19 protein-coding genes are annotated in these 22,357 nt (G+C 73.2%); 8 read left to right on the forward strand and 11 right to left on the reverse strand.

The genetic code is table 11. From position 1 onward, the window contains the following. Window positions 1-27: 27 nt before the first annotated feature. A complete protein-coding gene (locus tag LIX60_RS14010; RefSeq protein WP_227962768.1) occupies window positions 28-1,053 on the reverse strand; it encodes a GDP-L-fucose synthase in 1,026 nt (341 codons plus the stop codon). A 375-nt stretch (window positions 1,054-1,428) separates the two neighbouring features. On the opposite strand from LIX60_RS14010, the gene gmd reads away from it, so the two are divergent. From gmd to LIX60_RS14030, 4 genes are all read left to right on the forward strand, one after another. Then, the gene (gene gmd, locus LIX60_RS14015; protein WP_227958705.1) at window positions 1,429-2,469 is read left to right on the forward strand and encodes a GDP-mannose 4,6-dehydratase; all 1,041 of its coding nucleotides are present in this window, start codon (window positions 1,429-1,431) and stop codon (window positions 2,467-2,469) included. A gap of 4 nt (window positions 2,470-2,473) precedes the next feature. After that, entirely contained in the window at window positions 2,474-3,403 is a 930-nt protein-coding gene (locus LIX60_RS14020; RefSeq protein WP_227958706.1) for a glycosyltransferase family 2 protein, read from the forward strand. Window positions 3,404-3,494: 91 nt separating this feature from the next. Then, window positions 3,495-4,988, forward strand: a complete 1,494-nt coding sequence (locus tag LIX60_RS31750) for an O-antigen ligase family protein (protein WP_227958707.1) — start codon at window positions 3,495-3,497, stop codon at window positions 4,986-4,988. An 18-nt stretch (window positions 4,989-5,006) separates the two neighbouring features. Further along, entirely contained in the window at window positions 5,007-5,768 is a 762-nt protein-coding gene (locus LIX60_RS14030) for an FkbM family methyltransferase (RefSeq protein WP_227958708.1), read from the forward strand. Here the strand turns inward: LIX60_RS14030 and LIX60_RS14035 are convergent, their stop codons facing one another. The 9 genes from LIX60_RS14035 to LIX60_RS14075 all read right to left on the reverse strand — a co-directional run bounded on the left by LIX60_RS14035 (window position 5,769) and on the right by LIX60_RS14075 (window position 16,185). Next, window positions 5,769-7,385, reverse strand: coding sequence for an oligosaccharide flippase family protein (locus LIX60_RS14035; protein WP_227958709.1), 1,617 nt, complete (start codon window positions 7,383-7,385; stop codon window positions 5,769-5,771). It lies immediately after the preceding gene. Further along, on the reverse strand, window positions 7,382-8,461 hold the full coding sequence (locus LIX60_RS14040; RefSeq protein WP_227958710.1) for a hypothetical protein: 1,080 nt from the start codon (window positions 8,459-8,461) through the stop codon (window positions 7,382-7,384). Before LIX60_RS14040 ends, LIX60_RS14035 begins: the two co-directional genes overlap by 4 nt. Window positions 8,462-8,529: 68 nt before the next feature. Beyond that, window positions 8,530-9,372 carry an FkbM family methyltransferase gene (locus tag LIX60_RS14045; RefSeq protein WP_227958711.1) on the reverse strand — a complete coding sequence of 281 codons (843 nt, stop codon included), beginning with the start codon at window positions 9,370-9,372 and terminating at the stop codon, window positions 8,530-8,532. Between the two features lie 135 nt (window positions 9,373-9,507). Continuing rightward, on the reverse strand, window positions 9,508-10,395 hold the full coding sequence (locus tag LIX60_RS14050; RefSeq protein ID WP_227958712.1) for an FkbM family methyltransferase: 888 nt from the start codon (window positions 10,393-10,395) through the stop codon (window positions 9,508-9,510). After that, on the reverse strand, window positions 10,382-11,587 hold the full coding sequence (locus LIX60_RS14055) for a glycosyltransferase family 4 protein (RefSeq protein WP_227958713.1): 1,206 nt from the start codon (window positions 11,585-11,587) through the stop codon (window positions 10,382-10,384). Before LIX60_RS14055 ends, LIX60_RS14050 begins: the two co-directional genes overlap by 14 nt. After that, a complete protein-coding gene (locus LIX60_RS14060) occupies window positions 11,581-12,831 on the reverse strand; it encodes a glycosyltransferase family 4 protein (protein ID WP_227958714.1) in 1,251 nt (416 codons plus the stop codon). Before LIX60_RS14060 ends, LIX60_RS14055 begins: the two co-directional genes overlap by 7 nt. Window positions 12,832-12,935: 104 nt before the next feature. Beyond that, window positions 12,936-14,273, reverse strand: a complete 1,338-nt coding sequence (locus LIX60_RS14065) for a glycosyltransferase family 4 protein (protein ID WP_227958715.1) — start codon at window positions 14,271-14,273, stop codon at window positions 12,936-12,938. Next, entirely contained in the window at window positions 14,270-15,196 is a 927-nt protein-coding gene (locus tag LIX60_RS14070) for a WecB/TagA/CpsF family glycosyltransferase (RefSeq protein ID WP_227958716.1), read from the reverse strand. The genes LIX60_RS14065 and LIX60_RS14070 overlap by 4 nt, the downstream gene beginning before the upstream one ends. Next, window positions 15,193-16,185, reverse strand: coding sequence for a UDP-glucuronic acid decarboxylase family protein (locus LIX60_RS14075; protein WP_227958717.1), 993 nt, complete (start codon window positions 16,183-16,185; stop codon window positions 15,193-15,195). Before LIX60_RS14075 ends, LIX60_RS14070 begins: the two co-directional genes overlap by 4 nt. Window positions 16,186-16,376: 191 nt before the next feature. Here LIX60_RS14075 and LIX60_RS14080 point away from each other — a divergent pair, with 191 nt between their 5' ends. From LIX60_RS14080 to LIX60_RS14090, 3 genes are all read left to right on the forward strand, one after another. After that, complete coding sequence (locus LIX60_RS14080; protein WP_308101302.1) at window positions 16,377-17,036, forward strand: sugar transferase; 660 nt, start codon at window positions 16,377-16,379, stop codon at window positions 17,034-17,036. Window positions 17,037-17,318: 282 nt separating this feature from the next. Beyond that, window positions 17,319-19,082: a DUF4012 domain-containing protein gene (locus tag LIX60_RS14085; protein ID WP_227958718.1), complete on the forward strand. Its 1,764-nt coding sequence runs from the start codon at window positions 17,319-17,321 to the stop codon at window positions 19,080-19,082. Between the two features lie 30 nt (window positions 19,083-19,112). Continuing rightward, a complete protein-coding gene (locus tag LIX60_RS14090) occupies window positions 19,113-19,775 on the forward strand; it encodes a low molecular weight phosphatase family protein (RefSeq protein ID WP_227958719.1) in 663 nt (220 codons plus the stop codon). Between the two features lie 86 nt (window positions 19,776-19,861). On the opposite strand, the gene LIX60_RS14095 is transcribed toward LIX60_RS14090, so the two are convergent. Further along, a complete protein-coding gene (locus LIX60_RS14095; RefSeq protein WP_227958720.1) occupies window positions 19,862-20,434 on the reverse strand; it encodes an LPXTG cell wall anchor domain-containing protein in 573 nt (190 codons plus the stop codon). Between the two features lie 257 nt (window positions 20,435-20,691). Between LIX60_RS14095 and LIX60_RS14100 the strand changes: the two genes are divergently transcribed. Then, a complete protein-coding gene (locus tag LIX60_RS14100) occupies window positions 20,692-22,251 on the forward strand; it encodes a polysaccharide biosynthesis tyrosine autokinase (RefSeq protein ID WP_227958721.1) in 1,560 nt (519 codons plus the stop codon). Window positions 22,252-22,357 lie beyond the last annotated feature (106 nt).

Genomic DNA, 22,357 nt, shown 5'->3' on the forward strand with positions numbered 1-22,357 from the left:
CCCGCGGTCAAGAAGCCTCGTGCCCGCTCACTGCCGCACGTCACCGGACCCGAGGCGGTCCGCGTACCACGCGTACACCTCGCCCACGCCCTCCCGCAGGCCGATCCGGGGAGCCCAGCCCAGTGCGGTGATGCGGGAGATGTCGAGGAGTTTGCGGGGGGTGCCGTCGGGCTGGTCGGCGTTCCATTCGACGCGCCCCCGGTAACCGACCACTTCGGCGACCATCTGCGCCAGTTCCCGGATGGACAGGTCGGTGCCGGTTCCCACGTTGACCGGTTCGTCCCCGTCGTAGTGCTCCAGGAGATGCAGACACGCCCTGGCCAGATCGTCGACGTGCAGGAACTCCCGGCGGGGAGTCCCGGAGCCCCAGTTCACCACGCGCCGCGCCCCCGTCCGCCGGGCCTCGTGGAAGCGCCGGATGAGTGACGGCAGCACATGGGAGTGCTCGGGGTGGAAGTTGTCCCCGGGCCCGTACAGATTGGTCGGCATGGCGGAGATCCACGGCAGACCGTGCTGCCGCCGGACCGCCTGCACCTGCAGGACACCGGCGATCTTGGCGATGGCGTAGGCGTCGTTGGTCGGCTCCAGAGGGCCCGTCAGCAGCGCCTCCTCCCGGATGGGCTGCTCGGCGAACTTGGGGTAGATGCAGCTGGAGCCCAGGAAGAGAAGCCGCTCGACCCCCTGCTCCAGGGCCGCGTCCAGCACATTGACCTGGATGCGCAGATTCTCCGAGAGGAACTCGGCGGGCCGGGTGGCGTTCGCCTTGATGCCGCCCACGCGCGCCGCGGCCAGGACCACCACGTCCGGGCGCGTCTCCGCGAACCAGTCGAAGACCGCCCCGCGTTCCCGCAGGTCCAGCTCCGCGGAGCCGGGCCCGACCACATCGGTGAACCCCTCACGGAGCAGTTCCCTCCACACCGCCGAGCCGACCAGCCCCCGGCCTCCGGCCACGAACACCCGTGCGGAGCGGTCAAGAGGGCGCCACCTCGCACCCCGGGCGCTCGGCTCCGCGGCGGCCGGGCGGGTGGCTCCGGTATGTGTACAGGTGACCATGGGCATCGCTGTCCTCCTTCACCGGCGTGATGCCGAGTTCTCGACGAGCGCGGAAGGGCTGGGCCTCGCGCCTGCGAAGAGCATCCCCGTCCGGGTCCGGCGGACGTGTGAGGCGCGCACGGGCTGCGGAGCCGACACGGCGCCGGGGCCGGGCCATGGCCTGCCGGTCGGGACGAGAGCCGTCCCCGGTGCGGACCCCGGGGGAACGAACGCCGTGTGCGCCGAATGGAACCGGGGTCACATGCATGGCATACACGACACACAGTCATAACAAGGACAAAGAATAGGATTTCCGTATTCTGGCCGGGTGCCCCGAGGTGCTCGCGATGTGAGTCGCCGTCTGCCCACCCCGACAGCCCAGCAAGAGAAGGCCCCATGACAGTCAAGACCGCGCTCATCACCGGCATCACCGGCCAGGACGGCTCCTATCTCGCGGAGTTGCTGTTGCGGAAGGGATACGTGGTGCACGGGATCGTCCGCCGCGCCTCGACCTTCACCACGCAGCGCATCGACCACCTCTACCGGGATCCGCACGATCCGGAGGCCCGTCTCTTTCTGCACTACGGGGACCTCACCGACGGGACCCGGATCGCGGGTCTGCTGAAGCAGGTGCAACCGGACGAGGTGTACCACCTGGCCGCCCAGTCACATGTCCGCGTGTCGTTCGACGAACCGGAATGCACAGGGGACTCCACGGGTCTGGGGACGACGCGGCTGCTGGAGGCCATCCGGACCACCGGCCTCCCCTGTCGCTTCTACCAGGCGTCCAGCTCGGAGATGTTCGGCGCCGCCCCACCGCCCCAGAACGAGGGAACCCCCTTCCACCCCCGCTCGCCCTACGGGGCGGCGAAGGTGTACGCGTACTGGGTCACCCGCAACTACCGGGAGGCCTACGGGATGTACGCGGTCAACGGCATCCTCTTCAACCACGAGTCCCCGCGCCGCGGCCCCACCTTCGTCACCCGCAAGGTCGCGACGGCCGCCGCGCGCATCAAAGCGGGCCTGGAGGACGTGGTCTACCTCGGCAATCTCGACGCCCGGCGGGACTGGGGCTACGCGGCCGAGTACGTCGAGGCGATGTGGCGGATGCTCCAGCAGGACGAGCCCGACGACTACGTGGTCGCGACCGGTGTCAGCTACAGCGTGCGCGACTTCGTCGAGCAGTGCTTCGCCCACGTCGGCCTCGACTGGCGCGACCACGTGCGCTTCGACGAGCGCTATCTGCGCCCGACCGAGGTCGACCACCTGATCGGCGACGCCTCCAAGGCGGAGTCGCACCTCGGATGGCGAGCGACCGTCCGCGCACCCGAGCTGGCCCGCCTGATGGTCGACGCGGAGCTCAACGTCCTCGGGAACGGCCTCGCGCCGGTGGACCAGGCCGCGCCGACCGCCGTTCCCGCCCCGGCCGCGCGGTGACCCGGTGCTCGCCGACCGCATCCCGCCCGGAGGCGCCCCGCGCGGCGTAGCTGTTCTGATGACCTGTCACAACCGCCGGGACAGGACGCTCGCGGCCCTCGCCTCGGTGTACGCCCAGACCGGTCTCCCGGCCGGCACCCGCTGTACGGTCCACCTCGTCGACGCCGGCAGCTCCGACGGCACGGCCGACGAGGTGCGCGCCGCCTTCCCCGGCACCGACGTGGTGACGGTCGGCACGGACGTCCACTGGGGCACCGGCACCGGGATCGCCGCCACCCGCGCCGATCCCGCCGCCCATGTGCTGTGGCTCAACGACGACGTGGTCCTCGACCCGGGGGCCCTCGCCGCACTGCTGCGCACCGCGGCCCCCCTGGACCGCCCGGCCGTCGCCGTCGGCGCCATGCGCTCCGGCGACGGAACCCGCACCACCTACAGCGGCTACCGCCTCGTCCGGCCCCGGCTCCGCCCCCCGGTTCTGGAACGGGTCGAGCCGGACGACCGGCACGCGAAGCCGTGCGACACCTGCAACGGCAACGCGGTCCTGGTCACCGCCCCCGCCCGGCGGATGCTGGGCGACCTCGACCCGGCCTTCCCCCACCGCATGGGAGACCACGACTACGGGCTCCGGGCCCGCCGGGCCGGCATCCCCCTGCTGCTCGCACCGGGCCACGTCGGCATCTGCGACGACAACTCCGGTGCCGTGCGGGGAACTTCGGCCGAACCCGGTCTCGACGCGCGCACCGCCCTGCGGCGGCTGGCCTCGGTGCGGGAGCAGCCGCCGGCACCGTGGTGGCGGTACTGCCGCCGCCACCTCGGGCCCTGGGCGCCGCTGGTCTTCTGCTCCCCGTATGTGAAGACCGTCCTGAGAGCCGGCGTGCGCCTGCCGGGAGCCGTACCGCGGCACCGGCAGTCGTCCCTTCGCGCCGAACCCTGACCGGTCGCGCACGCGGCCGGGCTCCACGGCCGACCGCACCGCCCGGCCGGGTCCACCCCCAGCGCGTTCCCCCATCCCAGAACGGATCACGGTGCGACTCCTACCCGCCGACCCGCAGACCCTGCTGATGCTCCTCGCGGCACCCCCGCTCGTGGGGCTGCTGCTGTGGGTCTTCGCCCGGCGCTGCGGAATCGCGATCGGGCTTCTGTTGGGCACCCAGGTCTGGGTCGTCGTCGCCGGGGGGCAGACGGCCGCCCTCGACATCGGCGTTCGCGTGTACCCGACCGACATCCTGGACGTGTGCGCGATCTCCGTCGCCCTGATGCGCGTTCCCCGCCGCAACCTGAAGTCCCACGCCGGGGTGGCGGCCCTGCTGGCCATGGTCGTTCTCACCGCCTGGTCCACCCTCCGCGGGGCGGACGCCTTCGGACTGCAGGCCGCGGGAAACGACTCCCGGACGTACTTCTGGCACTTCCTCGCCATCACCCTGTACCTGGCCACCGCACCGCTGAGCGCCTCGCTGAGCCGGATCGTCCCCCGGGCCTGGCTGGCCACCGCGGCTGCGTACGCGCTGCTCAGTGTGGCCGGCTGGGCGGACCGCGGACTGCATGCGGCGAACGCCCATCTCGCCGTCGACGGTGTGACGGTCGACTCCCGGCCGGTGCCGGCCGCCGCGGCACTGGTCCTGTCCCAGGCCGCGATGCTGCTGCTGGCTCCGGGCGCACCCGCCCCGCCGGCCGCCGGTGTGCCGGACCGCGGCGGCCCGGCGGGCGGACCGCGGGTGAACGGAAGACATCTGACGGCCTTCCTGTTCCTCGTTCTCGTGGTACTGCTCCAGCACCGGACGGTCTGGGTGGCCACCGCGATGATGGGGCTGGCCTGGTGGGTGCTGCGTCCCGCGCGCGGCGGACGGCGCTTGGTGTCGGCGGGCGCGGGAGCGCTCGCGCTCTCCCTGGCGGCGCTGCTCTACGCCGCCGGTGCCTTCGGCGCGATCGGCGGTTCCCTGACGGACTCGTTCAAGGAGACGCAGGGCACCCGCAGCACCTTCGTGTGGCGGATGCTCGGCTGGCAGGATCTGATCGAGGCCCCGCGGACCTTCGCCCAATGGCTGGTCGGCGCGCCGTTCGGGTCGGGCTACGAGCGGTTCATCGGGGGCGGTCTCGTCACGGTGTCCCCGCACGACTACTACCTGCACATCATGCTGCGGCTCGGACTGGTGGGGCTGCTGGCACTGCTCGTCGTCTATGTCCGGACCTGGAGGCGGCTCGCGCGCGGTGGCGCCGAGACCCTGGCCCTCCGTGTCGTGATGGTCGGCCAGCTGGTGCTGTTCGTGTCCTACTCGGCCTTCCCGGAGCAGGCGGTGCTGCTCGGGTTCTGTCTGTGGCAGGCGCGGCTCCGGTCGGCCGACGAACTCCCGCCGGCGCCGTCGCCGGGCGCTCCCGCCCCCGTGGCACCCGTGCCACGTCCCGAGCCGCCCGCTCGATCCGCCGTCATGGAGCGGGAGGGCGCGGCCCCGTCGGAGACCGGCGGAACCCGTGAGGGCACGGCGTGTAGGACATCGCTATCAGTGACAAAGCGTACGTAAGTCGATCACAATGGGCGGGTGACTCTTCTCCACCGGGGCCGCAAGGCCGTGCAGCGCTTCGGATTCGACGTGAACCGGTTTCCGGAGTGCTCCTACGACTACCGCACGGTGCGGCTGCTGCGTCATTCCGGCGCCGACGTGGTGCTGGACGTGGGGGCGAACCGCGGTCAGTACGGGCGCAACCTGCGGCGATTCGGGTACCGAGGACGCATCGTGTCCTTCGAACCGCTGCGCGGACCGTTCGAGGCGCTGCGCCGCCGGGCGGCCGCGGACCCGCTGTGGACCGTGTTCCCGTACGCCCTCGGCGACGAGCGGACCTCCGTCACCCTGAACGTGGCCGGAAACAGCGGACTGAGCAGTTCCGTACTGCCCATGCTGCCGCGGCACGCCGAGGCGTGCCCGGACTCCCGGTACGTGGGCCGCCAGGAGGCCGAGCAGTACCGCCTCGACGACCTCTGGCCGCAGCTGGCGGAACCCGAGGACCGCGTCTTCGTCAAGCTGGATGTCCAGGGCTACGAGGAAGCCGTCCTGAGGGGGGCCGAGGATCTCGCACGACGCTGCTGTGGACTGCAACTGGAGGCGTCCTGCGTCCCCTTGTACGAAGGCGGTCCCCTGCTGCACCAGGTGATGGACACCGCGCAACGGCGCTACGGCCTGACCCTGATGGCGGTGGTGCCCGGCTTCACCGACGGCCGGACCGGCCAGATGCTCCAGTGCGACGTGGTGTTCCTCCGCGACCCGGAGCCGTCGAGGCAACCGGAAGCGGCACCCGGGCGCTGATCACTGCGCCTGCGGCCGGGTGGTCCGGCCGCGGCGGAGGCCCGGTACCCGGAGGGGAAGCAGACCACGGGCGGCCGCCACCGTGTACAGCGGAAGCCGGGTGCGCAGCGGGCGGCAGACGAGCACGGCGAGTCCGACGGCCGGCAGCACCAGCAGGACGGCCGGGCAGGACTGGCCGGCGGCCGTCCGGGACAGCGCGGCTCCCGCCGCGTACGCCGCGAGCCCCAGGGTCGCGTGTACCGCGTAGCCGACCCACAGACGACGTGCCTCGACCACGCCGTGACCGCGCCACTTCCACATCTGCACCGCGAGACCGCCCAGTTGGCCTGCCAGGGCGGCCAGGGCCAGCAGGGTGAGGCTGTCTCCGGCGATGGCCACCACCGCCCCCGCCAGGGTCACGACCGCCGCCGCGGCCTGGGCGGCCGCCATCCAGCGGTGGGAGCCGCACACCGTGTCCACGGAGAGCCCGACCGCGTAGACGACGGCGACGGCGGAGAAGAGGCACAGCGGGGGCACCAGCCTGGCCGCCTCGTCCCAGCCGGGTCCCAGGAGCAGCCGCAGCGCGCCGGCCCCGGCCCCGGCGAGGAACGCGAATGGCAGGAAGGACAGCGCGGAGGCCGCGAGCAGGACGTCGGTCGCCGCGCGGCGGACGGCGGGCTCCTCCCGGCCTCCGGGCGGGCCCGTCTCCGGCGACGACTCCGGCGGCTGCGCACGCACCCTGGTGAGGGCGGGGGTCGTGACACGGGTCAGGCCGGCCGCGAGCGTGGTGAGGAGCAGCCCGGTGAAGAGTGTCGCCCGCGAGTAGTACCCGGCCGCGACAGGACCGAGCATCGCCCCGGCCGCCCACAGCGGCACCGTGTTCGTGACGAACTGGGCGAGCTGGTGTCCGGCCAGGAACCCGGAGGACCCCGCGAGTTCGCGGTACCGGCCGGGCCGGCCGCCGGCCCGGCCGCCCGGCGGCGGCAGCCGCCGGGCGGCCAGCACGCCGGCGAGGACCGCGATGCCCAGCTGGGTGGTCACCGAGGTGGCGGCCAGGCCCAGCGGGTTCCAGCCCGCCGCCAGGAGCAGGGTTCCCGTCAGCAGCCCGGCGGCCAGCGCCCCGGTCTCGACCAGGACCGCGGCCCGCTGGGCCTGCAGCCGCCGCAAGCCGGCGGTGCTCACCGCTCCCACGGGAAGGAACAGGAACTGGAGGCCCAGCACGCGCAACAGCCCCGTCGTCTCGGGGGCGTTCCACACCTCGGCCCACAGCGGGGCCGTCGCCTGCACGAGGGCGAAGCACACGAGTCCGCTGAGCAGGCCCAGACGGACCGTCGCCACCAGCAGTCCGCGCGTGAGCTCTCGCGAACGCAGCACGGTCGTGGCGAGTCCGGCGTTGGCGAAGTAGCCCAGCAGCTGGGTGATGGACAGGGCGGACGCGAAGGCCCCGAAGGCCGCGGCGCTGACGGCGCGTCCGGTGTAGGCCGTGTAGCCGAGCTGGAGGAGGGACGCCACGACGGCCGCCGAGTAGTTCCACAGCGTCCCGCTGACCACCGCGTGGGAGTGCGGACGCTCCTCACCGGGGAGGGCGGTCTCCTTCCCCGTCAGCGCTCCACCCGCCGGGCCGCCGTCGGTCCTCACCCCCGGTGTTCCTCCCGGGCCGCGATCCGCTTCCATGGGTCGGCGGGCGGCGAAGGCAGCGGCAGGAACGCGCCCAGCATGAACTGGACGGAGTGCAGATCGGTCAGGCGCGAGCGCACCCAGCGGCGCAGTCGCTCCGCGGCGGAGTCCAGCTCGTGCTGCTCCGCGCGCAGCAGGTCCCCCACGCGGTCCACCGCTTCCCGGGGAGTGCGCATGAGGTGCAGCCCGTCCTGCGGACCGGGCAGCCATTCCATCCCGGGCCGGCCCTGGCCGACGTGGACGCGGCCCGCGGCCCCGGAGATCGGCAGCCGGTCGGAGAAGTACCCGGGGTACCGCCCGTAGTGGTCCCATCCCACGCTCATCCGCGCGGAATGGAGGACGGCGATCTGCCGCTCGAAGGGGACCGGGCCCCGGGCGTGCGGACCGTGCCAACCCGAGCCGAACACGCCGAGCCGGCAGCCCAGGCGTCCCAGCCCGCGGACGACCCGGACCCGCTCGCCTGCGCCCGGCAGGCGGGGGAGGATCCGGGCCCGCACCACGCTGTTGCCGATCGTCACCACGTCGAACACGGCTGCGTCGCCCGGTGGAGCGGGCCGGTCCTGTTCGGGAAAGCAGTCCAGCGGCAGGGTGTGCGGCACGTAGCGGACCGGCTTGCCCGCGATGCGCCGCAGCATGGCCAGCTGCGCGCCTCCGGCGACGCTGAACACGGCGTCCGCCACGCGGAGCCACGAGCGGCTGGACGCGGGAAGCCGTTTGTTGCCGCCCCACGCGTCGCCCTCCTGGTACACCACGGGGGGTGAGCCCGCCAGCCGGAGCAGCCGGGCGACCTCCTCGTCGGAGAAGGGGAATCCGTGCGGAGACTGGACGAAGACCACGTCGGGCCGGCACTCGACGACCGTGGCCTCCAGCGCTTCGACTGCGGCCCGGTGCCCACCGCGGAGCAGTTCGGCCCGTGGCGCGGCCGGTACATGATTGAGGTGTCCCTCGGCCTGCAGTCTCCGGAAGGCGCCGGTGAACCGGCTGCGCCGCGTCAGCTCGGTCTCGTTGTTGAGGTGCAGCACCACCGGTGCGCTCACTTGTGCTCCTCGCGTCCAGGGTCACCGTCGCCACGGACCTCTGCGGCGTCTTCGCCAGGCCCGGAACGTCAGTCCACGAGGAAGTTGGCGTACCGCGGCGGTGGCACGAATCCGGGCGGGGCGGGCACCACTCCGTCCCTCCCGAGGTGGCGGATCTGCCGGTAGCCGAGTTCGAGGACGGCTCCGCGCAGCCTCTCCAGGGCGGTTCCGTCGAGGCACTCGGCGATGATCGTCGGACGGTGGGCCGAGATCGTGCGGCTCATGCCGCTCAGCACCTCGGGTTCCAGCCCTTCGACGTCGATCTTCACCAGATCGACGGGGAGGTCCCCGATCGCGTCGTCCCCGGTGGTGACGTCGACTTCCACCGTGTCGTTCGAGGGCTCCGCCGCGAGCAGGGAGGCGGCGGTGGTGTCGGCCGGGATACCGAGGACCGCGCGGCCGCCGGCGCTGGACAGCGCCTTCTCGACGAGGACGACCCGGTCCTGGAGGCGGTTGACCTCGATGTTGCGGCGCAGTTTGCACATCGCGGCCGGATTGGGTTCGACGGCGACGGCCCGGAGGCGCGCGTTGGCCCGGCAGGCCAGCAGGGTGTAGATGCCGGAGAAGGCGCCGATGTCCACGAACCCCCGGGCGTTGCGGGCGAGGTCGAAGAAGACCGGGTGGGTGGTCTCCTCCCAGTGGCGCATGTTCGTCCAGATGAGGCTGCGGGCCAGAATGTCGTCGGCGTCGCTGGCGTAGCGGAACCCACTGCCGTCCGGGGCGCGCAGCGTCCATACGCCGGTGGGGTGCAGGCGCTTCCATACGGCGTTCGGCACGCAGCCGCGCATCGTGGCGAGTCGGACGGTCCGCTGCACACCGGGGAACCGGAACAGCGAATCGCGGGTACTGCGCAAGGTGTCGTGCACTGTCACGCGGGTCAACGTACGGCAGCGGCCTCGGAGATCCGCGGCCAACGCCGAAGTGTCGGTGTTCTTCCCGGCCGCTTCACTCCTCGGCACCAGTGGCCCGGTGGGCGGCGGACTCTCCGCGGCACCGGGCCCGGGGCGTCATCCGGCGACGGGCTCCGCCCGCTTCCGGCCGGCGGGCGTGCGCGGAGCGCGGGTCTCGGGCGTTCTCAGGGACGCCACGTAGTTGCTCACCCCGCGGAAGTGCTCGAGTTCCTCGGTGTACTCCCGCACGGGCAGCAGGACCCCGCCCGGGCAGATCCGCCACAGGCGGTAGCCGAGCGGGGAGAGGAGGTCCCAGAAGTCGCGGAAGAAGGTGCGGGAGTAGACGTTGGCCGAGCCGAACTCGAAGGCGATGGTCGTCACCCTCCGGTCCCTGAGGCTGCCGGCCGCCCCGCGCAGGGCCTGGAACTCCGCTCCCTCGATGTCGAGCTTCAGCAGGTCGACCCGCTCGACCCCCCACCTCTCGACCTCGCGGTCGATGGTGGTGACCGGCACCCTCTCCTGATGGGCCGTCATATCGCCGAAGTAGGAGTCACGGCGGCGGTGGACGGACGCCACGCCCGAGCCCGGAGTGTCGGCGAAGATCGTCGCGGAGCCCTCCTCGTCGCTCACCGCGGCGGGAATGACCACCTGGTTCGGGATCCCGGCCCCGGCCAGCGCCGACCGGCACGTGGGCTGCGGTTCGAACAGGAAGAAGCGGCCGTTCGGCGTGCCGAGGGCGGAGCGCAGCCCGGCCGACCACTGGCCGTAGTTCGCACCCACATCGAAGACCACGGGGTCCTCGACGCCCCGGAGGCAGCGCCGCGCGGCGTGGATTTCGCCACGCAGGTCCCAGCCGGTCCCGGCGCCCCTTCCCTGGAGGATCTCCAAGTAGATCTCGAGCAGACGGGTCCCCTGCCGCATCCGCCGGCTGCTCGCCAGCCGGCACAGCTGGGGCGCCGCGGCCTTGGCGGTCCGGCCGAGGAGGCCGGCTTCATGTACCTGCATGCGGATTCCTTTGGTCTCGTTCCATCGCCTGCAGCAGCCCGTCGCCGAAACGCGCCGCCATGCCCTCCGTCGTGTACGCCGCGGCATCGCTCCGGCAGGCCGTACGGAGGGCGTCCAGCCGTGCGGGGTCGCGCAGCAGCGCGGTCACGGCGCCGACGTAGGCCGTGGGGTCGTCCGGCGCGACCAGCGCGTTGCGGCCGTCGGCCAGGTACTCGAACTCGGGGGCGTGCCAGGGCCAGTCCGTGGTGACGACGGGCGTGCGCAGGGCGAAGGAGTCCACCGCGCAGAGTCCGACCCGGCCCGGCATCAGCATGACGTCGCCGACCGCCCCGAGCGGCCCGGCGCTCGCTCCGCCCCGCCGGCCCACCGCGACGACCGGGCTGCCGGGCCGGTTCGCTGCGGCCTCGACCAGGTGGCGGTCGGCGCCGTCGCCCGCCACCAGCAGCCGGAAGCCCGGGAGTTCGGCGGCGATGCGGTCGGCGCACTCCAGCAGGAACGGGATCCGCTTGGGCGCGTCCAGCCCTCCGAGGTACAGGGCGGTGCGCCCCTCGGTCAGGCCGTACCGCTCGCGCAGCAGCGCCGCCTCGGCGAACTCCGCCGTCCCCGGCCGCACGGCCCGGGCGCGCGCGGCGACGAGTTCCGCGGTGTCGACGGAGTTGCGCACCACGGTGATGCGGTCGCGGGGGAAGCCCCGGGAGGCGACGTGTGCCGCTCCGCCCTCGGTGTAGGCGAAGAACCAGGATCCGAGCCGGGTCAGGGCGCCCTTGGCGACGGCTTCCACGCGGCTCGGCGGCTTGGTGTAGGTCCGGCCGTGCCCCCAGAACGCGACCCGGGGGGCGCGCCGCGGGCGGCCCGTCGACCGGAGGAGCAGGGGGTACGCCTCCAGGTTGTGCAGCGCCTGCTCCAGGACGACGAGGTCGGCGGAGGCGGCCCGGCGCTGCACTCGGCGCCAGAGCAGGGGCCGTCGCCCCGGCAGGGCGACGCGCCGGGTGTCGACCTGGGTCGCGCAGGCGCAGGACGCGGCGTCCCCGCGTTCGGCCTGGTGCGCGGGCGCGGGCCCGTGCAGCACTTCGAGTTCCACGCCCTCGGCGGCGAGCCGTGTCTGCAGCCGGTCGAAGAAGGACGTGCGGTAGCCCGGGACGTACGGCTGCACCACGACCACGCGGCGCCGGCCGCTTCCGGCGGTCACCACGACGGCTCCGCGACAGCGGCCGCCGGCCGGCTCGCGGCCCGCGCCAGGGCCTGGGCGTACACGGCCTCGATGCCGGCCGCCCAGGACCGTGCGCTGTACCGCTCGGCGTGCACCCGGCGGCAGTGCTCACGCAGCAGGGGGAAGCGCTCGCGTGCCGTCACGAGGGCGTGCGGCAGCTCGACCGAGGCGCCGTAGACCGCCCCCGTGCCGTCCCTGCGCACACTGTCCGCCGCCGCCGAGCCCGCGAGGGCGAGCACCGGCACGCCCGCCGCCAGCGCCTCCTGGCACACGAGCGCGGTGGCGGACTCGGGGCAGACGCTGGGGAAGACCAGACCCGTGTAACGCGGCAGCCGGGCGGCGACCTCCTGGCGCGGGAGGGGGCCGAGCAGCCTGACCGCGCCGGGCGCGACCTCCCTGCACGCCGACTCCAGCGGTCCGGAACCGATCACGTCGAGGGGTTCGCTCTCCGGCCAGTTCCGGAGCAGGGGCAGGATGCCCTTCTCCTCGCTCAGCCGCCCGGCGTACACCCATCGCGCGGCCGGTGCCGCGGGCAGGCCCCCGGGGCCGGTCCCCGGACTCCCCGGCGCGACGAAGTTGGGTACCAGGGCCAGCTTCTCCGGGGGCACCCCGAACCGCTGGTACAGGTCCCGGCTGCGCTCGGAGAGCGCCACCAGCCGCTCGGCGCGCCGCAGAAGGGGATGGGCCGCCGCTCCGTGCCGGCCGGCCCAGGTGAGGGGGAGTGTCGCGCCGCGCCGGCCCCGGTAGCACCCGTGCCGCAGTCCGGTCCACCGGTCGCCGTCGGGGCACGCGGTGCAGGTCTTCCCGTCGCGGAAGAGCGTGGCGGCCGCGCACACCGGCCGGTAGTTGTGGAGCGTGGCGACCACGGCGCCGGGCCAGCGGTCCAGCCAGTCGGTGGCGAAGTTGGGGAACAGGTTGTGCACGTGCACCACGTCGGGGCCGAGCCGGCGGAGTTCGGCCAGCGGCGACCTGCCGCGGCCCGTGGCGACCCGGACCGCCGCACGCAGGGTGTAGCCGCGCTCGGTCTCCAGCGCGTCGGTGTGGGCGGCGACGAGGGTGACGTCGTGCCCGGCGGCGCGCAGCGCCTCCGCCTGGTCGAGCACGGCGGCGTTCTCCCCGCTCGGCCGGCGGGAGGAGTAGAAGCTGTGCACCAGCGCCACGCGGTGGGCCGACGGGGTGCCCGGTGGACGGTCCGTCCGGAGACGGGGTGCCTCTTGTGCTGGCATGCGGTCTGCTGCTCTTTCGGTCGCGGATGGGCGGTGGACGGTGGGCGGCGCGCGGTGGGCGGCGGGGCCGGCCGTCGGACGGCGGCGGGCGCCGGCCCGGCACGTCAACGACGGTTCAGCACGGCCTCGTACAGCCGCTCGGCGAACTCGGCCTTCGCGGCCCAGGTGTGCTGCCTGGCCCACCGAGGCCCGGCCTCCGCCGTGCGGCGGCGGGCCTCCTCGTCGGCGAGCATTCCCGCCAGCGCGTCGGCGAGGCGCCCGGGCAGGTCCGCCGGGTCGCCCAGCGGCACGGGAGCCGCGCAGTCCGGCGCGGAGAAGTCCCCGACCCCCTGGTGGTCGAGATGCACCACGGGCAGCCCCCGGGCCCACGCCTCGAGGTTCTGCACGCCGAAGGAGTCGCGGAGGCTGGTGAAGAGCAGCACGTCCGCGTCGTCGTACGCGGCGAGGGTGTCCTTCCAGGGCAGCCGGCCCCGGAAGGACACGGACCCGGTGAGCCCCAGCCGGACGGTGAGCCGCTCCAGGTCCGCGCGGAGCGGGCCGTCCCCGAGCACCACGAAACGCGCGTCGGGAACGCGGGCCGAGAGGAGCGCGAACGCCCTCAGGGCCAGTTCCGGCGCCTTGATGGCGGTGAGCCTCCCGACCCAGAGCACGGTCGGCGGGCGGTCCGGCCGCTCCGGCCCCTCCCGCGCGGGCTCCCGCAGCAACGCGTCGGGCACACCGTCGCTGAGGACCATGCGGGGATCGGCGCGGCCCAGGCGGCGGGCCCGTCGCGCGGTGTCGCGATTGGTGGTGAGGACCAGGGCCGCCTCCCGGACCGTCGCACGGCACATCGGACGCAGGCTCATGCCCCGCACCCACAGCAACTCCCGCACCATCTCCTGGAAGTACGCGGGTCCCAGCCAGCGGCGGTGGCTGCGCGGCGCGGTCTGCCCGCCGCCCACGGGGCCGAACACCAGCGGCGGTCCGAGCCGCCGCAGCGCGCTGCCGCCCACGAGCGAGCCGTACGACACGTGGTGCACCAGATCGGCGCAGCCGAGCCCGTGGCCGCGCGCGTGTTCCAGGGCGCGCCGCTGCCATCCGTCGTAGTGGACGAACTCCAGGGCCTGGCCGCGCAGGAAGCCCGGCAGCAGACGGACCCACCAGGGGCGGGGCGGGGCCGGCACGACATGCGTCCTGATCCGCCGCCCCACCGGGCCGAGGGCCTCGATCCGCCTGCCGATGTGCTCCGTGTTGCCGCCGTGGGGACGGGTGAGCAGCTCGACCGTGTGTCCGCGCCGGGCCAGCGCCTCGGCCCAGGCCCAGCCCATGCCCGGCTCGGTGCCGCGGCTCGGGTCGCACGCGTACGACGCCAGGACGATGCGCAGCGCCCGCGCGGTGGGGGCGGGGGGCGGGACGTCGTGCCGGTGGCGTACGTCCGGGGCCCGGCCGGTCGGGGCCGTCAACGCGCCCTCTCCCGTCTGCCGGTGAGTCCCGTCCCGACGTCCGAAGACCGCGCCGGCGGGGCGGACGCCCGCGGAGCCCGCCGGAGGGCCGCCTGCCGGACGGCGCCCCCGATGAACCGGGCGTTGCCGAACAGATAGCGCCGCCACAGCCGGCGCGGCTCGCAGCCCAGCCGGAACAGCCACTCCAGTCCGCCCTGTTGCATCCAGGACGGCGCCTGCCGCTTGCTGCCCGCGATGAAGTCGAACGCGGCGCCCACCGCCATGGTCACCACCGGCAGCGCGGCGCTGAGCTCGGCGGCCCGGTGGTCCTGCAGCGGGGTGCCGAGACCCACCCAGACGATGTCGGCCCCGCGTGTGCGGATGTCCTCCTCCTGGTCCCGGAGCTCCTGGGCGGTCAGCGACCGGAACGGCGGGGAACAGGAACCGGCGAGCACGGCGCGGGGGAAGCGCCTCCGCAGTTCGCGCTGCAGCGCGGCCAGCACCTCGGGCGTGGAGCCCAGCAGGTAGTGGCGCAACCCCGTGCCCTGGCTCATGGAGAAGACGTCCAGCATCAGGTCGGGGCCGTAGACGCGCCCACGCGGCAGCGCCGTGCCCCGGTGGAGGAGCTGGTTCGCCCAGACCACCGGCTGCCCGTCGGCGAGGTTGAGGAACGCCGAGCGGAGGATCCTGAGCAGCACCGGGTCCCGGTCGGCCAGGGCGAGGGTGTAGGCGTTGCACAGGTGCACGTCGCTCCCCGCGGGGGCGAAGGCCGCTGTGCCGGCCCGTGCCGACCGGTGCGCCTCGCGCGCCTCCCGGGTGTGCAGGGCGCGGTCCACCACCCGGCGGGCGGCGCCCTCACGGGTGTGCGCCGTGACGGGCACGCCCAGACACGAGACGACGGGTACGGAGGCTGTGCCGCTCGCCGTTTCACCGACCGCCGTCATCGACGGGCCGTGCCGTTCACCACGGTGACGGGGTGCCGCCGGGGGGTGGTGCCGCCGGAGTCGATACGGCGGCGGAAGTCCCTGATGGTTTCGCGCAGGCCGTGCTCCACCGGGGTCGTAGGGTTCCAGTCCAGCAGTTCGCGAGCCAGCGTGATGCTCGGACGGCGTTTCTCGGGGTCGTCCTGCGGCCGGGGGACCAGCACGATCTCGGACGGGGACTCGGTGAGCTTGCTGATCCACTGGGCCAGTTCGAGCATCGTGATCTCGTGGGGGTTGCCGAGGTTGACCGGGCCGCCGTGGCTGCTCCCGATCATCCGCGTCAGCCCGTCGACCAGGTCGTCCACGTAGCACAGCGACCTGGTCTGGCTGCCGTCCCCGGTGACCGTGATCGGCTCTCCCCGCAGGGCCTGGTGGATGAACGTGGGGATCGCCCGGCCGTCGTCCGGCCGCATCCTGGGCCCGAAGGTGTTGAAGATGCGCACGATCTTGGCGTCCACGCCGCGTTCCCTGCGGTACGTCATCGTCAGGGCCTCGCCGAAGCGCTTCGCCTCGTCGTACACCGCGCGCGGGCCCACCGGGTTGACGTGCCCCCAGTAGCTCTCCGGCTGCGGGTGCACCTGCGGGTCTCCGTACGACTCGGAGGTGGACGTCAGCAGGAAACGGGCGCCCTTCCGCGCGGCCAGGTCGAGGGCGTGCCAGGTGCCGGCCGAGCCGACACGGAGTGTCTCCAGGGGCAGCCTCAGGTAGTCCGCCGGCGAGGCCGGTGAGGCCAGGTGGAGCACGGCGTCCACGGGGCCCGGCACGTCCAGGCCCTGCGTGATGTCCCGGTGTTGGAAATGGAAATGCCGGTTGCCGGTGAGGTGTTCGATGTTGTCGGGGCTGGAGGTCAGGAAGCTGTCGACGCAGACCACCTCGTGGTCCTGCTGAAGCAGCCGCTCACACAGGTGCGAGCCGATGAATCCGGCCCCACCCGTCACTACCGCACGCATGCAGATCCTCTCGGCCGTCCCGCCCGGGCAGCTGGGCGGCGGCAAGCCGCAGTGTCACTGCCGAGACTCGGACTGAAGTCATGTTTCTATTCGTTTGTCTGATATGGGTGTATTTGTCATTATCAGGGCGGTAACGCTCCTGTGTACGGCATGTTCCACCCGTCTGTCGCAGTCAGGAGAAGGGGTGTTGCATGCCGGTGTCCACAGCCGAAACGGCTCACCGCACACCGTCCCCGTGCCGGCAGGCGCGCCGGGGAGGCAGGACGGCCAAGCGGGCCATCGATGTGCTGGGCGCCGCCGTCCTGCTCCTGCTGGTGGCGCCGGTACTCCTCGCGGCGGCCATCGCCGTGAAGGTCGACACCCCCGGCCCACTGCTGTTCCGCCAGCGCCGTACCGGCTGGCGGGGCAAGGAGTTCGAGGTCCTCAAGCTCCGCACCATGGGAGTCGGAGCCGAGCGGTTGCGGGCGGCCATGTCCGCCCGCAACGAGGCGGACGGACACCTGTTCAAGATGCGGGAGGACCCCCGGGTGACCGCGGTCGGGCGGTGGTTGCGCCGCTTCTCCCTGGACGAGCTGCCGCAGCTGGTCAATGTGCTGAAGGGACAGATGTCCCTGGTCGGCCCCCGCCCGCTCCCGGTCGGGGACTCCGCGTTCACCGGGGAGGCCCGCCGCCGTCTGCTGGTCCGCCCGGGACTCACCGGTCTGTGGCAGATCAGCGGCCGGTCCGACCTCGCCTGGGAGGACGCCCTGCGCCTGGATCTGGAGTACGTCGACGCCTGGTCGGTCAGGCTGGACCTGACCATCCTCCTCCGGACCCTTCCCGCTGTGCTGCGTGGTGACGGTGCCTATTGAACGGTGCCTATTGAGGGGTGTCCGCCGAGCCGCGAGGGGACCGTCAGCCGCACGCCGGGCACCGACGAGGCCGCCGAGCACGGGCCACCGGACCCGGCCAACGGGATCAGCGAAGGAAAGTGACACCGGATGCCCGAGTTCCGCCCTGGTACGTCGCGCAGTCGGACGCCCCCTCCCCGGACCGGGTGGAGGCGCCCGGGACGCCTGCCGCCCCGGCGGACGAACGGCGGCCGGCGCGTCACCGGCCTCCCCCGGCTGCCCGCGCGCCGCGTCAGGGTGCTGGTGTACGCGACGGCCGGGCTGCTCCTGGCCGGTGCCGCCTGGATCGCGGTGACCGGTGTGCTCGCCGCCCAGGAGCTGCTGGCGGCCCAGCGGAAGCTGGAGTCGCTGCGCCCGCAGCCGGCCGCGTCGCGGTCAGCGGCGGGCCCACCCGCCGAGGCCGCGTCGCTGACGCGAACCGCCGAGGCCGCGGTGCGCGACGCCGCCGGGCATGCGGCACGGGCTCATCGCCTCACCACCGGCCCGGCCTGGTATCCGGCCGCTCAGGTGCCCGTGCTCGGCGCCCCGCTGCGGACCGTACGCGGTATCGCGGAGGCCGCCGACCGGCTGGCCGCCGACGTGCTCTCCCCGCTGGCGCGCACCGCCGGCGAAGTCGGCGCCGGCCCGGGGGAGGACGGCGGGCTGCTGAACCTCTCCGCCGTGCGCCGCGCGGCTCCGCTCCTCGATCACGCCGCGCGCAGCGCGGCACGGGTGCGGACCGAGGTCGACGACCTCCCGCACCACACCTGGCTGCCGGCCGCCGACCGGGCGCGCACCCGGCTCGCCCGGCAGCTCGACCGGCTCCGTCCTCTCACCGGAGACGCCGCGGCGGCGGCCCGGGTGATGCCGTCGATGCTCGGAGCGGACGGGCCGCGACGGTACCTCGTGGTGTTCGAGAACACCGCCGAGGCGCGTGGCACCGGTGGGCTTCCCGGGGCCTTCGCGGTGCTCAGGGCGGATCGGGGCCGGATGAGTTTCGAGCGCTTCGGGAACGACAGCGAACTGGCCGCGGTCACAGCGGATGTGGACCTGGGGGCCGAGTACGACGCGTTGTACGGTCCCAGCGCCCCGGCCGCGACCTGGGTCAACTCCAATGTCAGCCCGCACTTCCCCTATGCGGCCCGGATCTGGGCGGCCGCTTGGCACCGGCACAGCGGCCGGCGGGTGGACGGTGCGTTCTCCCTCGATCCCAGTGTGGTGTCGGGACTTCTCGCCGCCTCCGGCCCCGTCCGGCTGCCCGACGGGAGCACCGTCACCGCCGACAACGTGGTGGACCTCACCGAGCGCGCCAGCTACGCGGTTCATCGGGACACCCCGCGGCGCAAGGCCTTCTTTCTCGACGTCGCGCGTGCCGTGGCCACCCGGCTGCTCCACGCCGCGGACGATCCGGCGCGCCGGCCCGCCCTCGTCGCGGCGCTGCACCGGCAACTGGCGGCGGGGCGGATCAAGGTGTGGAGTGCCCACCCCGCCGAAGAGCGCGAACTCCTGGCGGGGTCGTTCGGCGGAGCGCTGCCCGACGGGTCCGTCCCGCTGGCCGGACTGGTGGTCAACAACGCGGCGGGCACGAAGCTGGACTACTACCTGGACCGCGAGCTGGTCTGGGCACCGGGACGGTGCGTCGACGGCCGGCGTGAGATCACCGTGACGGCCCGTCTGACCAATCGGGCCCCGGCGTCGGGGCTCCCGCCGTATGTCACCCAAAGGGTGGACGACCCGCTCCACGCCACCCGGCCGGGCGACAACCGTCTGCTGGTCTCCTACTACGCGAGCGCGGGGGCGATGCTGTCCCGGGCCACGCTGGACGGCCGCCCGGCGCTCCTGAACCACGCCACCGAGCGCGGCCACCCGGTCTTCACCCTCGATCTGGAACTGCCCGCGCGCAGCACGCGCACTCTCGTACTCCACTTGCTGGAGCCGCCTTCCGGCCGTGCTCCGGTCGTGCTGCGCCAGCCGCTGGTGCGTCCCCTGCGGGCCACGGTGCGCGAGAACGGTCCGTGCGGCGCCTGACACCCCACCGAGCAAGAGAGCACTGACGCCATGTCGGACGTTTTCCTCCCCGTTCCGGCCGAGGGCACCGCGCCTCCGCCGTATTTCCGCGTGCTCATCGTGTGCACCGCCAATCTGTACCGCTCGCCGCTCGCCGAGTGCCTGCTGAGGGAACGGCTGGCCGCGGCACGCGAGGTGGTTCAGGTGAGCAGCGCGGGAACACACGCCGCGCCGGGCGGGCCGATGGCGGCCGAGGCCGCCTCCGTCCTCGCCGGCTGGGGCGGGGATCCATCGGGTGCCGTCTCCCGCCGGCTCACCGCCGAGCTGGTCGAGAGAGCGGATCTGGTGCTGGGTGCCGCGGCGGAACATCGTGAGGCGGCCGTGCGGCTGTCCCCCGTACGAGCGTTGTCCCGCGCGTTCACGCTGCGCGAATTCGCCCGGCTGCTGCGGGCCGAGGACGCGGCGGACGCGACGGCACCCGTCACCCGGCTCACCTCGCTGGTCCGGGGCGCGGCCGGCCGGCGTGGAACCGAACGGGTGCAGGGGGGCGATGACGACGTGGCCGACCCCCTGGGCGCGGACGTGCGGAGCGCACGGCAGTGCGCGCTGCGCATCGAGGAGTCGGTGAACACGATCGCCGCGGCCATGCGAGCCGGCTGCTCCCCCGCCATCAGCTCTCAGCAGCGCGGCCGGCGGCACCCGTCCGCCCGGTGACGGACCTTCCGTCACCGGGCGGACGTGGCGCCGGGCCGTGCGGGGCACTGCCGCGGAGACCGCGGCGTGGGGTGAGGCGGGAGCTGTCAGTGCTTCCGGAGCCGGCGGGCGAGGAGGACCCCGCCACCGCCCAGGGCCGCCAGGCCCGCGGCCCCGCCCATCAGGAGAGGCGTTTTGTCGTCACCGGTGTCGGCCAGGTTCTGCTGTCCGGCGGGGAGCGCGGCGGTACGGGCCTGCTGCTTCGGTACCGCCTTGGTCGTGCAGGGATCATCCCCGGGGCGCTTGAGCACGGTGATCCCGGCCTCGAGGATCCGATTCGGGTTCGACGCCCGCAGCCGGAAGACATGATTGCCCGGCGTCGTGCACCGGGGGATACGCACCGATCCCCAGACCGCGCCGAGCCTGTTGGCCCTGAAGTTCCCCAGCCTGGTCTGTTCCGGAAGCAGTTCGGCCACGACCGCCTGTTCGGAGGCGAACCCCCTCCCGATGAAGGCGAGCTTGGCCCCCTGGTATACGGCCGTGGAACTCAGGGTGAGGCCCGGGGACGGTGGTGGGTATTGGGCGTGGGCGGGCTGGGCGCCCAGGACCGGCACGGCGGCGAAAGCAGCGGAAGCCGCCACGGCCGCCACGGCGGTACGCCACTTCGATGGCGCAGTCATCTCGTTCACTCTCCTCAGGTGGCATCCGACCGATGGAACATAACTGCCAAAAAAGACATGTTCATATATAACGACATATAGGCTTGACTAACACCTTGGACTTGGGTAGTCGCCGGATGGCTTACGCGAATGGCCCGACCGGCCCCGCCCGGCTCAACGACGGGCGGATCCGCAGCCCTGCACCTTTTGTGCGGGTTTCACGGATATGATCGCTTGACCTCTTACACCCCGTCTTGTCGATCTTGTGAACACCTGGGATGGATATCGTGGATCTGTCCGACTGCCTCCGGTTCCTCGTCAGGCGCTGGCGCGCCATCGCCGCTCTGGGGCTGCTGGGAACGGCGATCGGTGTGTTCGTCACCTACGCCACCACTCCTCAGTACCGGGCCACCTCGACGCTCTTCGTGTCTCTTCAGGACTGGGACGACACGGCCAAGCTCAACCAGGGCAACAGCTTCGCCCAGGCCCGCGTCCGTTCCTACGCGGAAGTGGTCCCCAGCCCCCGGGTGACCAGGCCCGTCGCAGAAGCTCTGGACCTGGGCCTGACGCCCTCCCAGCTCGCCCGGAAGATCACCACGGAGGTGCCGCTCGACACGGTGCTTCTCAAGATCACCGTCATGGACGCCCAACCGTCCCGGGCGGCCCGGATCAGCAATGCCGTCGCCCAACGCTTCACCGAGGTCATCGCCGATATCGAACGACCGGAGGGCGCCCGGAGCTCACCCGTCCGGCTGAGCGTCACCGAGCCCGCCACCAGGCCGGCCTCGCCGGCCTCGCCCACGCCCGTGCTCAACGTGGCGCTCGGACTCGTGGCCGGGCTGACCCTCGGTACCGGACTGGCGTTCGCACGGGAGTCGCTGGACACCTCGGTCCGCGGCCGCAACGACCTGACCCGGTGTCTCGCCGCGGCCGGTGGACCGGCCGTACTCGGCAGCGTCGTCTACGACCAGCGCGTGTCCCGACACCCGGTCGCGACGGACGACGACGTGTTCGGCCGGCGGGCGGAGGACTTCAGACGGCTGCGCACCAGCCTCCGGTTCGTGGACATCGACAGGCCCCCCAAAGTCATCGCGGTCACCAGCGCGGTGCCCGGCGAGGGGAAGACGAGCGTCTCGATCAACCTGGCCGCCGCGCTGGCCGAGTTCGGGTCCTCCGTCTGTCTCGTCGACGCGGATCTCCGGCGCCCCAACGTCGCCCGGACCCTCCGCCTGGTGGAGGGCGCGGGACTGACCACCGTGATGATCGGCCAGGCGAGTGCCGAGGAGGTGTTGCAGTCGGCGGGTTCCTTCACGGTGCTGGCCAGTGGGGTGCTGCCACCGAACCCGGCGGAGATGCTGGGCGCGGGGCAGTTCCGCACCGTGGTGCGTTCGCTGGCCGACCAGTTCGACCATGTCGTGATCGACACCGCGCCGGTGCTCCCGGTGGCGGACACTCCGGCCATGGCCTCGTCGGTGGACGGCTATCTGCTGGTGGCCCGGTTCGGGAAGAGCACCACGGGCCAGATCACCGAGGCCGTGCGGTCCTTGCAGGAAGTCGGCACGGCGGTGCTGGGCGGCATCCTCAACATGTCCCCCGCGAAGGGCGACACCGAGCAGTACGGCTACGGCTACACGTACAAGCCGAAGACCCAGGGCCGCCGAGCCCGGCTCCGGCGCCGCGGAAAGCCCGCGCCGATGGACGCCTTTCCCGCGCCGGCGGCACCGGCCGTACGCAGCTCCAGGCCCCTGCGCGGCGACAGCTCCGGGGACGGCTCCCCGGACCCGGCGGAGAACCGCTCCGCCCCGTCGGCCGCGAACGAGAGCGGAGACCGTCACTGACCGAAGAGGGCGGCACGCGGGCATGGTGCCGTGGACCCGGTCGTCGTCCGCACCCGGGATCCGGCGCGGCGCACGGTGTCTCCCGGCCGGCGTGCCGGTCCCGGCC

This window comes from Streptomyces sp. S07_1.15, assembly GCF_020739505.1.
Taxonomy (GTDB): Bacteria; Actinomycetota; Actinomycetes; order Streptomycetales; family Streptomycetaceae; genus Streptomyces; species Streptomyces xinghaiensis.